Here is a 14,256-nt window from a genome sequence, read left to right as displayed (position 1 = left end):
CGTTTTATTTCGTGTAAAATTCTGCAGGGATAGAAGCAAAATGGCGACGGTGGTACAGCATCGGGTCTTTTTCTGTGTCAATTTGGATATCAGCCACCTCACCAATAACGATCGTATGGTCACCGGCTTCAACCGTTTTAAAGGTGCGGCATTGAAGAACCGCAAATGCCCCTTTGATCACAGGGAGGTTATGCTCCGGTGAAAAAGACCAATCGCACGTGCTGAAACGGTCTACACCTTTGGTCGCGAAGGTCATGCAGACATCTTGCTGGTTACCGGCCAGAATGTGCACCGCAAAATGGCCGCCGCCTGTAAATTCGTTGATCGTTGATACTTTGTGATCAATCGACCACAAGATCAGGAGCGGATCAAGCGAAACGGACGCAAAGGAATTCACCGTTAAGCCGACTGGTTCACCGTTTTGAGCGGTTGCCGTCACCACGGTTACCCCGGTTGGATAATTACCCATTGCTTCTTTAAACAACTGCTGTTTTTGCTCATCAGCCATTTTACTTCCCCCTTTGAATGTTTGATCTCTTCTATCGTATCGCGCCTTCTGCCTCTTTACCACTATCAATGCACCTTTTCATTAGGCATTGATGCGATTGCACTGTTCTTTGCCCGGGCGACATTAAATTGGGTAGTCGCGATATCCGTCCTGGACGCTGATCCATTTGATCGTCGTGAATTTCTCGATGGCCCACTCTCCATTAAAACGGCCAAGTCCAGAAGCTTTTTCGCCGCCGAACGGTACGTGCGCTTCGTCGTTTACGGACTGGTCATTAATATGAATCATGCCCGTTTCAATTTTCTTCGCCACCTGTACGCCCCGGTACCGGTCTTCTGTAAAGACCGAACCGCTCAGCCCGTAAATGGACGAATTGGCCATGTCAATGGCTTCTTCTTCATTTGCGGCTTTTAAGATCGGCGCCACCGGGCCAAAAATCTCGTTTTCCGCAATTGGCATCTCTTTCGTCACCTGCGTTAAAACAACCGGCTGCATAAGCGTTCCTTCTGCTTTTCCGTCCAAGACAATCTTCGCCCCTTGACGCACACTTTCTTCCAGATCCTTTTGAATGCGCTCTGCCTGCTCCCGGTTAATGAGCGGACCGACAAATGTTTCTTGTTCAGACGGGTCACCGGCTTTTAATTTTTTCACGTTTGCGACAAACGCATCCACAAACTGATCGTGAACAGCCGCATCCACAATAATCCGGTTCAAGGCCATACAGATTTGGCCTTGATGAAGGAATTTCCCGAATGCTGCCGCTTTGGCTGCTTGTTCAATGTTCGCATCCTTCAGCACGAGCATCACATTATTGCCGCCGAGCTCAAGTGCTACTTCCTTCAGGTTTTTCCCAGCCAGCTCACCAATTTGCCGTCCTACTTCCGTTGAGCCTGTAAACGAAATGAGCTTTGGAATCGGATGCTTAACGAATTCATCGCCGACCTCCGAGCCTCGTCCGACTACGACATTCACCGTTCCATCCGGGAATCCCGCATCCTGGAATAGCTTTCCGATCAGTAAACCCGCCGTAACAGGTGTGTCCGATGCCGGCTTAATGACAGCTGTATTTCCCGTCGCCAGCGCAGGCGCCAGCGAGCGAAGCGTCAAGTGAAACGGGAAGTTCCATGGACCGATAATCCCGATCACGCCTTTGGCGGTGCGGTATACTCTGTTTTCTTTGCCCGGTGTCCGAGAAGGCAGAATAGCACCCGCCGTTCTTGTTAAAAAGGAAGCCGACTCTCTTACAATCGCAACAGCTGCCGCAAATTCCACATTGGCTTTGACTCTCGTACTGCCGGACTCTTTAATGAGCCAGTCGATAATTTCTTCTTTTTCCTTTTGCATATTTTGCAGGAGCCGGTCAAACATCGCCTGCTTTTCAGCTAATGCGGTATTCTCCCAGTCTTCCTGCACGTTTTTAGCGGCCTGGTAGGCGTCATCTAAATCATCGGCATTCGCCGACGGGATCGTGAATAACAGTTCGTCATTATAGGGATTTTTATTTTCTATGCTTTTATCACTTGAGCCTTTTTTCCATTGTCCATTTATAAATTGCTTCGTAAATTGCTCCATCATGATGCCTCCTTCATTTTATGCTTCTTAAAAGCCTTTCCCTTTTTGAAGATTTCTTAAAACAAAGAAGCCCAGTCCGGTTTTTAAAGACACGGACTGAGCTCCTATTGAATTGATTTGGGCGAAAGCATGTTCATTACATCTTGAAGCGACTGACTTCTTAACTCTTCCTCCATGGCCGTTTGAACACGTGTAAAGGTTAGATCAAGCGCAGACTGAATGTTTCGGCCGACAGGACATGCCGGATTTGGCTTTTCGTGAATGGAAAATAATTCATCCTTTGGCTCCACCGCTTTAAAAATGTCCAGCAGTGTAATGTCAGATGGATCTTTAGTCAGCTCGGCTCCCGTTTTGCCTGCACTCGAGGTTAAGAGGCCGGCTTTACGAAGCATGCCCATGATCCGACGAATCACCACCGGATTTGTATTGACGCTTCCTGCCATCCATTCAGACGAAACCGTTTCGCGGGGATTGGATGCCAGCAGCACCATAATATGAATCGCTACTGCGAGACGACTGTTTATCATCATATCTCACCACCATTTGTCACCATTTTAGTGACAATCAAAAAAACTGTCAACGATCAAAGAGAGGTTGTGACCTAACAATGAGATTGACGCTTCAATCCGAACGATCTCGTAGCTGAAAGCCTTGATTCTTTTCAAACGAATAATTGAGCGTGGTTTGTTGTTACTCATTCAAAACGCTTCCTTTTAGGTTTTACCAGCTGCTTGTCCTCCCCACTAAGGGCGGCTGGCGCAGGGCGGAGACTCGGGAGGGATCAGCGGGCCAGGTGAGATCCACTTTTGGAGCGTAGCGACAAAAGTTAGCTCACCGCCCGCCCCTCCGAACGCGAAGTCCTGCAGAAGCCGCCTAAACTATGTTCGTGCAAGCACAGTCACTAACCGATTTACCATCATGAAGCGATTAAAAGAAAGCCGAATGAGATCGTTCGCTTTTTTCTATCCAGAACCTTTTGTCCCAAGCTCTTTCCATTAACCTTTTACTTCGATCATCACTGCATCACCCTGCCCGCTGCCTGAGCAGATGGCCGCAATTCCGACTCCTCCGCCGCGGCGGCGGAGTTCATAAGCGAGTGTCAACACAATACGGGCTCCGCTTGCTCCAATCGGATGACCAATGGCGACGGCGCCGCCATTGACGTTGACTTTTTCCGGATTGATACCGGCAATTTGGGTGCTGGCCAGTGCAACCGCCGCAAAGGCTTCGTTAATTTCAAACAGATCAATGTCATCTGCAGACTTGCCTGTTTTCTTTAAAAGCTCATTAATGACAAGACCTGGTGTTTGAGGGAATTTTTCCGCTTCAACCGCCACCTCTGCGTGGCCAACGATCGTAGCCAAAACGGTCTTTCCTTCTTTTCCAGCCCGTTCACTGCTCATCAGCACAAGGGCCGCGGCTCCGTCATTCACACCCGGCGCATTTCCGGCCGTAATCGTGCCTTCTTTGCCAAAAGCCGGGCGCAATTTAGCGAGCACCTCTGCTGTTGTGTCTTTTCGAGGGGCCTCGTCCAAATTCACGATGACCGGCGCCCCTTTTCGCTGCGGCACCTCCACCGGTACAATTTCTTCCGCTAATGTACCGTTTTCAATCGCTGACACGGCACGTTCATGACTGCGAACCGCCCATTTATCCTGTTCAGCACGGGACAGCTCCAGCTCTTCGGCGGTTGTGTTGCCGTATGTGCCCATGTGAACACCCGTGAAGCTGCATGATAATCCGTCATGAATCATTAGGTCAACCATCGGCACATCACCCATACGCGCCCCCCACCTGGCTTTGAACACCGCATACGGCACATTGGACATCGATTCCATACCACCTGCTAAAATGACGTCTTCATCCCCTGTACGGATAATCTGGTCAGCAAGCGTAATACTGCGGAGACCGGATGCACAGACTTTATTAATCGTTTCCGTTTTAATTTCCCAGGGGATACCGGCTTCGCGGGCTGCCTGGCGTGAAGGAATCTGCCCCTGTCCCGCTTGAAGAACGTTTCCGAAAATGACTTCGTCCAGTTCCTCCGGTTTTACACCTGCACGCTTCAAAGCTTCTTTCATAGCGATTCCGCCGAGCTGCGGTGCTGTTAATGCGGCGAGAGCGCCTCCATATTTCCCGACTGGTGTACGAGCGCCTTCAATGATGACTGATTTCACCATTTATTTCACCTCCGCCAGTTCCGGTGCGACGGTAAACGACGCCTCTGTTTTTGCTTTTACCTCATCTATAGTCGCACCGTCCATCGTCTCCACCAGCCGCATTCCGTCCTCTGTGAAATCAAACACTGCGAGATCTGTAATCAGTCGGTGTACAACTCCCTGACCGGTCAGCGGCAGTGCGCATTTTTTTTTAATTTTCGCTTCACCGTGCTTGTTCACATGCTCCATGATGACAATGACCCGTTTGGCGCCATTTACTAGATCCATCGCGCCGCCCATGCCTTTAACCATCTTGCCCGGAATCATCCAGTTGGCGAGATCTCCCTCTTCCGACACTTCCATTCCGCCTAAAATGGCCAAATCAATGTGGCCGCCGCGAATCATCGCAAAGGACTCCGCACTATCAAAAAAGGAAGAACCGGGCATCGTCGTAATCGTTTCTTTTCCTGCATTAATTAAATCCGGATCCTCCTGCCCTTCAGCCGGGTAAGGACCGATGCCAAGCAGTCCATTTTCTGACTGCAGCAGCACGTTAAAGTCAGACGGAATTTCATTGGCGACAAGTGTTGGCATTCCGATGCCAAGATTAACGTTCATGCCATCTTCAATTTCCTTTACGGCCCGCTTCACAATGGTTATTCGTGTATCCTTCATGCTATGTCCACTCCCTTTAACGAGCTGCGGCGACGGTCCGGCGCTCGATTCGTTTTTGATAATCGGTTCCTTTTAACAGGCGCTGTACGAAAATGCCCGGCGTATGAATTTCATCCGGGTTCAGTTCACCCGGCTCTACAATTTCTTCCACTTCTGCAATGGTCACCCGTCCGGCCATCGCTGCCAATGGATTAAAATTGCGTGACGTCTGCCGGAAAACGAGATTGCCAAGTGTATCTGCCTTCCACGCCTTAACAAGCGCAAAGTCTGCCGTGATCCCTTCTTCAAGCAAGTACGTTTTCCCATTGAATTCCTTTGTTTCTTTTCCTTCTGCAATCGGCGTGCCGACACCCGTGGCTGTATAAAAGCCCGGGATGCCAGCCCCTCCTGCTCTCATTCGCTCTGCCAGTGTGCCTTGTGGCGTCAATTCCACTTCCAGCTGGCCGGTTAAAAACTGCTGCTCGAATATTTTATTTTCTCCGACATAGGAGGACACCATCTTTTTAATTTGTTTGTTCGCAAGCAGCAGCCCGAGCCCCCAATCATCCACACCGCAATTGTTGCTGTAGATCGTCAGCTCACTAGTCCCCTGGCTGCGAAGCGCTTCAATTGCTTTCTCCGGAATCCCGCAAAGTCCAAACCCGCCAACGGCAATTGTCGCGCCGTCCCGAATATCTGAAACCGCTTCTGAAAATGACGTCATTACTTTACTCACATCGCGTCCCCCTCGTTCTTTTTCTTATGTAAGAGTTTACATCCTGAATATCTATAAGTAAAATACATAAAAAGAATGAATTATATTCGATTCATGAATAAATAAAGGAGTGATGAACATGGAGCTTCGCGACCTGCAAAGCTTTATCGACGTGGCGGATCATCAAAGCTTTACGAAAGCAGCAGAGCATTCTTACTTGTCTCAGCCCTCTTTAAGCAAAGCGGTGAAAAAACTCGAGGAGGAGCTAGGGGTCGAGCTATTTGACCGTTCGACCCGACGTCTTCACTTGACCGATGCCGGCAGCATTGTCTACGCACAGGCGAAAAAAGCGATGATCCCATTGCGTGAATTGCCCGATTTGATTGACGAATTACAGGCAGTTGCCGCCGGCTCGATTCAGATTGGTGTTCCACCGCTGATCGGCACGCTGTTTTTTCCATCCATCGCCCGCACGTTCCGTGATCAGTACCCACACGTATCGCTTGAGCTGATCGAGGATGGCGCAAAGGTGATTGAGCAGCTGGTCGCAGACAGCAGCATTGACGTCGGCATTGTCGTTCTGCCGGCTGATCCAGCCCTGTACGACATATATCCCTTTATGACAGATGAATTTGTGCTGTATGTTCATGACGGGCATCCGCTTGCTGAGCGCGAGCACGTTTTTCTAACAGATCTGGCGGAGGAGAAATTAATCGTTTTCTCTAAAAATTTCACGCTGCACGACTATGTATTAAACGCTTGCAGAGCGGCAGGGTTTACCCCCGACGTTTCCTACGAAAGCTCTCAATGGGACTTGATTTTCGAGCTGGTTGCTTCCCGCCTCGGTGTTACACTCCTGCCGAAATCCATTTTCGAGAAACGGCTGAATTCATCCGTCCGCATGATCCCCCTTCAGTCGCCCCCGATCCCCTGGAAGCTCGGGGTTATTGCCAAAAAAGGTGCGTATCAGTCCTACGCCTTAAAGAAATTTCTCGCTATGATCAAAAATTAAGCCGGACGACTGCATTGTTTCGCATGATCGCCCGGCCTATTCTTCTATACAAAATCGGTATTTCCCCGCACCATTGCCTAGTCTTCTAACTGATCGTACAGTTCGTCGAGAACAGCATCCACGACTTCCTGCACCTCACTGGCGAAGTTGATGAAAATAAACTGCATCGCTTCCGCTTCTTCCATGAATCGTTCGCCATCCGGTCCGTATACGCTGAAAAAGGGAACCGTAAAATGCACATCAATTTCTTCATTTCCATTCCCTTCCCGGAAGCCGCGGGCGATAAAATAAACATCCAGATCTCCGACGTGCTCCTGCTCGCGATCCTTAAAGCTGATCGTAATCCGGTAGGTGCTGTTGTGGCGTCCTTGTTCAAGCGCCGTTTCAATCGCTTCATTTTCGACAATTGGCTGAATGCCGCTGGCTGAAAGCATACACACTCCTCCTTTCTTCTTATGTATTCAGTATAAGGAAACACATTCATTTCGTCCTTTTTTTTTTGCCTGATGAGCGAAAAAAGAGCCGTTCTTCCTGAAAGAAAGAACGGCTTTTGATTTAATTAAAAATGGCCGAATTGTGCTTCATGAAGACGGCGGTAGTGGCCGTTTTGCTCAAGCAGCTCGTGATGGCTGCCCTGCTCTTCAATGCCTGAAGGCGTCACCACAATAATCCGGTCTGCATGCTTTATCGTGGCCAAACGGTGAGCAATTACAAGCGTTGTCCGTCCGATTGCAAGCTCTGACAAGGCCTGCTGAATGGCAAGCTCCGTTTCTGTATCAAGGGCCGATGTTGCCTCATCTAATATTAAAATCGGCGGGTTTTTCAAGAAAATCCGCGCGATGGCAAGACGTTGCTTTTGGCCGCCGGACAATTTCACCCCGCGTTCGCCGATCACCGTCTCAAGCCCTTCTGGAAGCGAAGCGACGAACTCCTCCAGACGCGCACGCCGGACCGCCTCCATAATGGCTTCGTCCGACGCCCCGAGATCGCCGTATAAAATGTTTTCCCGAATGGAGCCCGAGAAGAGAAAAACATCCTGCTGCACGATGCCAATTTGGCGTCTGAGCGAAGCAAGGGTCATGTCTTTCGTATCGATGCCGTCAATGGAAATATACCCTTCTTGTGCATCGTAAAACCGCGGCAGCAAGCTGCACATCGTTGTTTTTCCAGCACCGGACGGACCGACAAAGGCCACCGTTTCACCGGGCAGAATGGATAAGCTGATGTTTTGAAGCACCGGCTTTTTGCCTTCATAGCCGAATGTGACATCATGATAGCGAATATGACCCTTCACGGCTTCAATGTCAACCGCATCCGGGCGGTCGGCCACATCAGGTGCCGTTTGAAGCAGTTCAATGTAGCGCTTGAACCCGGCGATTCCCTTCGGATAGCTTTCAATGATGGCATTAATTTTTTCAATCGGGCGGAAGAAAATGTTCGACAGCAAAATAAAGCCGACAAATTCACCGTACGTCAGTTCACCCTGCATGACGAAATACGTGCCGCAAACGAGTACAAAAAGCGTGACAACCCTCATGAGCATGTAGCTGATGGACATATTTTGCGCCATAATCTTGTAGGAAAAAAGCTTTGTTAAGCGAAAACGGCTGTTATTGTCTTCAAACTGCTTCTTTTCATGCGTTTCATTAGCGAATGCCTGCACTACGCGGATACCGCCCATGCTGTCTTCGATCCGGGCATTAAAATCCGCAATATCCCCGAACAAACGGTGAAAGGCTCCGGTCATTTTTTTATTAAAGAACACAGCCAGCCATAAAATGCCCGGCACGATAATAAAGGTCAAAACCGCCAGCTGCCAGTTAATCGTCAGCATAATGCCGAATGCGCCGGTCAGTGTCATGAGGGCAATAAACAAATCCTCCGGCCCGTGGTGCGCCATTTCGCCGATTTCCATCAAATCACTCGTCATCCGCGAAATAAGGTGACCCGTTTTGGTGTTGTCAAAAAAGCGGAAGGAGAGCTTTTGAACATGGGCGAACAATTTGCTGCGCATATCGCTTTCAATATTAATCCCGAGCATATGCCCCCAGTAGGTCACCACATACTGCAAGCCGGCATTCACGACATACACGAGCAAAAGCCCAATGCTGGCGGCTAAAATCAAGTTCCAGTTTCCTTCTGGAAGAAGTTTATCGATAAAATAGTTCACGACAAGCGGGAAAGCGAGCTCCAACAGCCCGGCCAGCACCGCACAAAAAAAGTCCAAAAAGAAAAGCTTCTTATATGGACGGTAATATGAAAAAAATTGCTTAATCACCTGTTCACCTGCTTTAATTTGCAATTGATAATCACTTTCAATTAAAAGGTATCATATATTGATAGACCCTGTCTAGGTGTAGAGCAAAAAAAGCCTTGACGACTGGTCAAGGCTTCATCTCCTTCAGCCACTTTTCAAGCATGGCTGGAAGCTGTTCAAATGCGTGCTTGATATGCAGCCGCTCGGTGCGCTTATGGGCGTCTTTTCCGAAGGGACCGATGTTTAAAACAGGGGCCTGGAGCCTGGCCATTTCCGCAAAAGGGACGGTGTAGACATCCTTCCAAACAGGTGTATTGCGCTCAAATGCCTGCCAGCCTTCGCCTTTGCCGCTGCCATTCACATAGCTTAAGTCACAGATCCCATTAAAATAATGAACCCGCTCCATGGCCATCCCGTACTCCTGCTCAGCGGTATGCTGGAAAAAGCGGACAGCCTGCTCAACCGCCTCATGTCCTGACGAATTAACTGCCGGATAAAAAGGAGGGGCGAACAGCAAAATAATCGCCGGGGCCAGCTCCTGTGACTGAATAATGAACTTATCCGCCAGACGGAATGACTTTTCCCGGTCATCCCATTCTTCATTGGCATATACCTCTGCCTTAACTTCTTCAATAAATGATTCCCCGAACTTTTGAACGGAGTGGCGCAGCAGCTCTTCGTAGCGCAGCACCCGCACTTTTCCGACCGCCCTCACCCGGTTCGCCCGGCAAACCGCCTGATACGCCTTGTTGCATTCCTCTGCTGCGATTTTAGCGGTTTGTTCAAACGTCTCCATAATATCCTCCGGCGTCTGCTCCATTGTGAATACATTGTAAAGCGCAGAGGAGCGGTACGGCGTCTGGGTGGAATATTCCAGGCGGAGATCCTTTTGCTGCAGCGTCACCGGCAGCGGCGTCGTTTCGCCGAGAACAGTTTCTTGAAACAGCGGATTCCATTCCATTTTCCTCGTTAAAAAAGACGCAATATAAGGAGAGGTTAAGCCATTAAACGGCTCGCCTGCATGTGTTTCTCTTCCGTAAAAAAGCGCGCCCGGCATCATCTTGCCAATCGTGCCCGAATACATCTTCCGCGTATCATCGCCTGGTTTTAATGTAAAAACCGGCTCACTGTTCAGAAACATAGAATACGTCAGCCCGAATTCTGTTTGCAGCTCAAGCAGCTTTGGCACGGCTGCACGCATGCCGGCTGAGTTAACCTCTTCATCCGGCACCGTGAGCAGCAGCAGATTAATCGGCCACTTCTCCGTGCTAGCTTTTTCAAGCAGCTGCATGTGAAGCGCCAACCCCATTTTCATATCCATCGTTCCGCGCCCAAATAAGTACTCTCCCGACTGCAAATCGGCTACGACGTCTTCCGGCAAATCATTCGGCCGTTCCATCCAATACGCAGTCAGCTCCTCCGGCTGTGTCGCAAGCGGCTCCAGCTCCCCATATTCTTCCGTGCTGACCGTATCAAAATGACTGATTAAGCAAATCGTTCTTACTGCCTCCGGGTGCTTGTACAGAGCCGTCATAAATTTCCGGCGCAAATCCGCCGCATGAAGCGCCAAATGATTCGGGTTGTGCTGAAAATAAGTCAGCTGCTGCAGCTTGGACTGAAGTTTCATCGGAAACTGCCGCTCATCTTCTGTCAGCGTCATGCTTTTCCAACTGACGAGCTCACCCAGCAGTGCGCGAAGCTTCTCAGGTGAATCCCATAATAATGTAGACATAGCGGTCATTTCCTTCCGTTTATAAAATAAAAAAGAATGTCTCTCCATTTTGAGACATTCTTTCGGAAAATTCAATTTTCATCCACAAAGAATAGGACCCATTCCTTTTTCTCTAAAGCCATGCCAACTCCATACATTCCCTGCCTGAGGAGCTCCTGCTGCCGTTCAGTATCTGCCATTGGAACGGAGATGGCATGAGAATACCGTGTAGCCGGCTGACCAATTTCTTTCATAAACGTATACCGAAGATGCCCTCCGTACTTTGCTTTCATGCTGACAATTTTCATTCCCTGGGCGAATTTATCCTTTAAGCTTGGAATGTTGAACGGAGCAACCGTACAGCAGACGTAGCGGTATGGGTGTTCAGCGGTCTCAAGCTCCTTCATAATAAACGACGCCATTTTCTTTTGCAGATTCTGCCCCCGATAGTCCGGATGCACAACCGATATTTCCTGGTAAATCACGTTCGCTAATTCCTTACCGCTTAATCCGAAATCTTTCCCTAAATGATCGTCTGCATCCACCGGCGGAGCAAGAAGGGCCCGAAAAGCAATGAGCTCTCCTTGATCAAACAAGCCAATCATCAAGCCGCTTCCATTTAAAATAAACAAAAATTCTTCTTCGCTAAGCGGCTGCAGCACCCGCTGATCAGGCAGCGCTTCAATCACCGTTTTCTGCAAGGATAGAATGGACTCGAGCTGTGCAACAGATAATGTTTCGTATGTTAATGTCTGCTCTGGCTTTTTCATCCCGGCACCTCACTCCATTGCAGCTTCTGTTTTTATAAAAACTCCTGTGCTGCATCTTCTTCCATTATCGGGCATTCGGCAGGTGGAATCAATCAAATTCAGCGCTTAAAAGAAAACCTTTTCAATCTTTTCGATGGCCCAGTCCAATTCCTCCTTTGAAATGATCAGCGGCGGTGCGAACCGGATGACGGTTTCATGCGTTTCCTTGCAAAGAAGTCCTTCCTGCTTGAGCTTTTCACAGTACGGACGCGCCGGTTCAGTCAGCTCGACACCGATAAATAAACCACGGCCGCGCACTTCTTTGATCGATGGGTGCTGGACCTTTAAAAGCCGTTCTTTAAAGTAGCTGCCGAGTTCTAGAGACTTTTCGACGAGCTTTTCTTCTTCAATGACGTTCAATGATGCGAGGGAGACAGCGCATGCCAGTGGATTGCCGCCAAATGTAGAGCCGTGTGAGCCTGGATTAAACACGCCTAAAACGGCTTTATCCGCTACAACACACGAAATCGGGAAGACTCCGCCGCCAAGTGCTTTTCCAAGAATGAGCATATCCGGATTCACGCCTTCCCATTCACAGGCAAAACGCTTCCCCGTTCGGGCAAGCCCTGTCTGGATTTCATCGGCAATAAACAGCACATTATGCTCCTGGCAAAGCGCTGATGCCGCTTGAAGAAAGCCCTCCGGCGGAATGACGATGCCCGCCTCGCCTTGAATCGGCTCAAAAAGAAAAGCAGCTGTGTTCGGTGTGATCGCGGCTTTAAGCGCCTCTATATCCCCATATGGAATAAGCTTGATACCCGGAAGCATCGGCCCAAAACCGCGCTTGTATTCCGGTTCTGATGACAGCGAAACGGCTGTCATCGTCCGTCCGTGGAAGTTGCCCGTACAGGCAATGATTTCTGCCTGGTTTTCCGCCACCCCTTTGACGTCATATGCCCAGCGGCGCGCCGCTTTCACAGCTGTCTCAACCGCTTCCGCACCGGTGTTCATCGGAAGGGCCATTTCCTTCCCGGTCCATTCACATATCTTTTCATACCACGGTCCGAGCTGATCATTATGAAACGCGCGCGATGTTAACGTGACGCGGTCCGCCTGATCCTTCAACGCTTGAATAATTTTCGGATGCCGGTGCCCCTGGTTGACGGCTGAATAGGCGCTGAGCATATCCATATACCGATTTCCTTCCGGGTCCTTTACCCAGATGCCTTCTGCTTCTGATATGACGATCGGAAGCGGATGATAGTTAGGCGCCCCGAATTGTTCCGTTTGTTTAATAATTTGTTCAGATGTGCTTTCTGCCATGATGTTCTCCCCCTTTCCCCTTATATTATGAGCGAACACGACCCACTTTACAAAAGATCGAATACACCTGCATAAATATTCAATTTTATGACCGGTTGAACCATTTCCTTCTTTCTGTCTTTAATTAAAGAAGAGACGACAGGGGGGCTTTTTATATGAAGAGAAAACACGTATCCATCATTGGTGTACCAATGGATTTAGGACAGATGCGCCGCGGCGTTGACATGGGACCGAGTGCGATTCGGTACGGTGGCTTGCAAGAGCGGCTGACGAACCTTGGCTGGACCGTGCAGGATCATGGAGACATTCTTGTTGATATGCGTGAAAATGCAGAATCATCCACTGCGGGCAACCTGAAAAATCTGTCTTCTGTCGTCACAGCAAGCGAATTACTTGCTCAAAAAACAGACGAAACGATTGCAGATGACTCCTTTCCACTCGTGTTAGGCGGTGATCACAGCATTGCACTAGGCACACTTGCCGGCGTCGCTAAAAAGCAGAAAAATCTCGGCGTCATCTGGTATGATGCACACGGTGATTTAAACACAGCAGATACCTCTCCATCTGGAAATATTCACGGCATGCCGCTTGCCGCAAGCCTCGGATTCGGTGACCCGGCACTGACCAATATCGGCGGTTTTTCGCCGAAGATAAAGCCTGAAAACGTCGTCATTATCGGCGCCCGCGATCTGGATGACGGCGAGCGAAAACTGATTAAAGAAACCGGCATAAAGGTATTTACAATGCACGAAATTGACCGGTTGGGCATGACGACCGTTATGAAGGAAACAATTGAGTATTTGCGTGAGCGGACGGAATACGTTCATCTCTCGCTGGATCTGGACGGACTGGACCCAACTGAAGCACCCGGTGTCGGCACGCCGGTTGCCGGCGGCCTCAGTTACCGGGAAAGTCATTTAGCGATGGAAATGCTGGAGGAATCCGGGATTATTACATCAGCAGAATTTGTCGAGGTCAATCCAATCCTCGATGAGAAAAACAAAACAGGCGCTGCAGCCGTTGCGCTGATTGCCTCTCTGCTTGGGGAAAAACTGCTTTAACCGTTTGAACTAGCCATATTACGGCGCAATTCCTGCCATTAACGCGCAATTACCTCTTTTTTGCGCCATACAGCAGCTTATTGCGCCGTAATCCCCATTTCATCCGGGTTTGTGAAAGTTTTGTAAAGATTGCTTTCCTTGCTTGCCTCCTTTTATCGCATCATGATATCATCAATTACGAAAACCGATATTGATTTTCGTAATTGAAAGGAGCTGATTCATTGGAAGATAAAGTGCTGCGTAAATTATTCCTCGGCTTTATTCACATTCACATTTTGCATCACGCCAAAGAGCACCCGGTGTTTGGGGCGTGGATGCTGGAGGAGCTTCGGGAGCACGGGTATACCATCAGCCCCGGCACGCTCTATCCGATTCTTCACACGATGGAGGAGGATGGTCTTTTAACACGGGAAGACCAAAATGTGGATGGGAAAATCCGCAAATACTACACGACTACCGAAAAAGGCAATGACATTTTAGTCGAGGCACGTAAAAAAGCGTTCGAGCTGTTTAAAGAAATTAAAGACTAAGGAGA

14 protein-coding genes are annotated in these 14,256 nt (G+C 49.2%); 3 read left to right on the top strand and 11 right to left on the bottom strand.

Annotated elements, in window-relative coordinates:
* Positions 1-4: 4 nt before the first annotated feature.
* From BW952_RS16275 to BW952_RS16250, 6 genes are all read right to left on the bottom strand, one after another.
* Complete coding sequence (locus tag BW952_RS16275) at positions 5-508, bottom strand: flavin reductase family protein (RefSeq protein WP_045850289.1); 504 nt, start codon at positions 506-508, stop codon at positions 5-7.
* Positions 509-631: 123 nt separating this feature from the next.
* Positions 632-2,083, bottom strand: a complete 1,452-nt coding sequence (locus BW952_RS16270) for an aldehyde dehydrogenase family protein (RefSeq protein ID WP_045850288.1) — start codon at positions 2,081-2,083, stop codon at positions 632-634.
* A 101-nt stretch (positions 2,084-2,184) separates the two neighbouring features.
* The gene (locus BW952_RS16265) at positions 2,185-2,607 is read right to left on the bottom strand and encodes an Rrf2 family transcriptional regulator (protein WP_045850311.1); all 423 of its coding nucleotides are present in this window, start codon (positions 2,605-2,607) and stop codon (positions 2,185-2,187) included.
* A gap of 468 nt (positions 2,608-3,075) precedes the next feature.
* The gene (locus BW952_RS16260) at positions 3,076-4,260 is read right to left on the bottom strand and encodes an acetyl-CoA C-acetyltransferase (RefSeq protein ID WP_045850204.1); all 1,185 of its coding nucleotides are present in this window, start codon (positions 4,258-4,260) and stop codon (positions 3,076-3,078) included.
* Positions 4,261-4,914: a 3-oxoacid CoA-transferase subunit B gene (locus BW952_RS16255; RefSeq protein WP_045850203.1), complete on the bottom strand. Its 654-nt coding sequence runs from the start codon at positions 4,912-4,914 to the stop codon at positions 4,261-4,263.
* A 16-nt stretch (positions 4,915-4,930) separates the two neighbouring features.
* Positions 4,931-5,617 carry a CoA transferase subunit A gene (locus BW952_RS16250; protein WP_045850208.1) on the bottom strand — a complete coding sequence of 229 codons (687 nt, stop codon included), beginning with the start codon at positions 5,615-5,617 and terminating at the stop codon, positions 4,931-4,933.
* 130 nt (positions 5,618-5,747) lie between these two features.
* On the opposite strand from BW952_RS16250, the gene BW952_RS16245 reads away from it, so the two are divergent.
* Positions 5,748-6,620 carry a LysR family transcriptional regulator gene (locus tag BW952_RS16245; RefSeq protein ID WP_045850202.1) on the top strand — a complete coding sequence of 291 codons (873 nt, stop codon included), beginning with the start codon at positions 5,748-5,750 and terminating at the stop codon, positions 6,618-6,620.
* Between the two features lie 77 nt (positions 6,621-6,697).
* Here BW952_RS16245 and BW952_RS16240 read toward each other — a convergent pair whose 3' ends face one another.
* From BW952_RS16240 to BW952_RS16220, 5 genes are all read right to left on the bottom strand, one after another.
* A complete protein-coding gene (locus BW952_RS16240) occupies positions 6,698-7,054 on the bottom strand; it encodes a hypothetical protein (protein ID WP_045850201.1) in 357 nt (118 codons plus the stop codon).
* Between the two features lie 125 nt (positions 7,055-7,179).
* Positions 7,180-8,898 carry an ABC transporter ATP-binding protein gene (locus BW952_RS16235; RefSeq protein ID WP_045850207.1) on the bottom strand — a complete coding sequence of 573 codons (1,719 nt, stop codon included), beginning with the start codon at positions 8,896-8,898 and terminating at the stop codon, positions 7,180-7,182.
* A gap of 106 nt (positions 8,899-9,004) precedes the next feature.
* Entirely contained in the window at positions 9,005-10,609 is a 1,605-nt protein-coding gene (locus tag BW952_RS16230) for a M20/M25/M40 family metallo-hydrolase (protein WP_045850206.1), read from the bottom strand.
* 71 nt (positions 10,610-10,680) lie between these two features.
* A complete protein-coding gene (locus BW952_RS16225) occupies positions 10,681-11,358 on the bottom strand; it encodes a hypothetical protein (RefSeq protein WP_045850200.1) in 678 nt (225 codons plus the stop codon).
* 105 nt (positions 11,359-11,463) lie between these two features.
* A complete protein-coding gene (locus BW952_RS16220; RefSeq protein WP_045850199.1) occupies positions 11,464-12,660 on the bottom strand; it encodes an ornithine--oxo-acid transaminase in 1,197 nt (398 codons plus the stop codon).
* A gap of 155 nt (positions 12,661-12,815) precedes the next feature.
* On the opposite strand from BW952_RS16220, the gene rocF reads away from it, so the two are divergent.
* On the top strand, positions 12,816-13,721 hold the full coding sequence (rocF, locus tag BW952_RS16215) for an arginase (RefSeq protein WP_045850198.1): 906 nt from the start codon (positions 12,816-12,818) through the stop codon (positions 13,719-13,721).
* Positions 13,722-13,942: 221 nt separating this feature from the next.
* Positions 13,943-14,251 carry a PadR family transcriptional regulator gene (locus tag BW952_RS16210; RefSeq protein ID WP_045850197.1) on the top strand — a complete coding sequence of 103 codons (309 nt, stop codon included), beginning with the start codon at positions 13,943-13,945 and terminating at the stop codon, positions 14,249-14,251.
* Positions 14,252-14,256: the final 5 nt, after the last annotated feature.

The organism is Domibacillus enclensis (assembly GCF_900156125.1).
In the GTDB taxonomy this organism is placed as follows: Bacteria; Bacillota; Bacilli; order Bacillales; family Domibacillaceae; genus Domibacillus; species Domibacillus enclensis.
This window is presented reverse-complemented; position numbering and strand designations above follow the sequence as displayed.

What these genes read in the sequence shown, in the direction of transcription:
- BW952_RS16245 (WP_045850202.1), top strand. Translation starts at nt 5,748, where the DNA reads ATGGAGCTTCGCGACCTGCAAAGCTTTATCGACGTGGCGGATCATCAA.
- BW952_RS16225 (WP_045850200.1), bottom strand. Translation starts at nt 11,358, where the DNA reads ATGAAAAAGCCAGAGCAGACATTAACATACGAAACATTATCTGTTGCA.
- rocF (WP_045850198.1), top strand. Translation starts at nt 12,816, where the DNA reads ATGAAGAGAAAACACGTATCCATCATTGGTGTACCAATGGATTTAGGA.
- BW952_RS16240 (WP_045850201.1), bottom strand. Translation starts at nt 7,054, where the DNA reads ATGCTTTCAGCCAGCGGCATTCAGCCAATTGTCGAAAATGAAGCGATT.
- BW952_RS16230 (WP_045850206.1), bottom strand. Translation starts at nt 10,609, where the DNA reads ATGTCTACATTATTATGGGATTCACCTGAGAAGCTTCGCGCACTGCTG.
- BW952_RS16270 (WP_045850288.1), bottom strand. Translation starts at nt 2,083, where the DNA reads ATGATGGAGCAATTTACGAAGCAATTTATAAATGGACAATGGAAAAAA.
- BW952_RS16255 (WP_045850203.1), bottom strand. Translation starts at nt 4,914, where the DNA reads ATGAAGGATACACGAATAACCATTGTGAAGCGGGCCGTAAAGGAAATT.
- BW952_RS16275 (WP_045850289.1), bottom strand. Translation starts at nt 508, where the DNA reads ATGGCTGATGAGCAAAAACAGCAGTTGTTTAAAGAAGCAATGGGTAAT.
- BW952_RS16250 (WP_045850208.1), bottom strand. Translation starts at nt 5,617, where the DNA reads ATGACGTCATTTTCAGAAGCGGTTTCAGATATTCGGGACGGCGCGACA.
- BW952_RS16260 (WP_045850204.1), bottom strand. Translation starts at nt 4,260, where the DNA reads ATGGTGAAATCAGTCATCATTGAAGGCGCTCGTACACCAGTCGGGAAA.
- BW952_RS16265 (WP_045850311.1), bottom strand. Translation starts at nt 2,607, where the DNA reads ATGATAAACAGTCGTCTCGCAGTAGCGATTCATATTATGGTGCTGCTG.
- BW952_RS16220 (WP_045850199.1), bottom strand. Translation starts at nt 12,660, where the DNA reads ATGGCAGAAAGCACATCTGAACAAATTATTAAACAAACGGAACAATTC.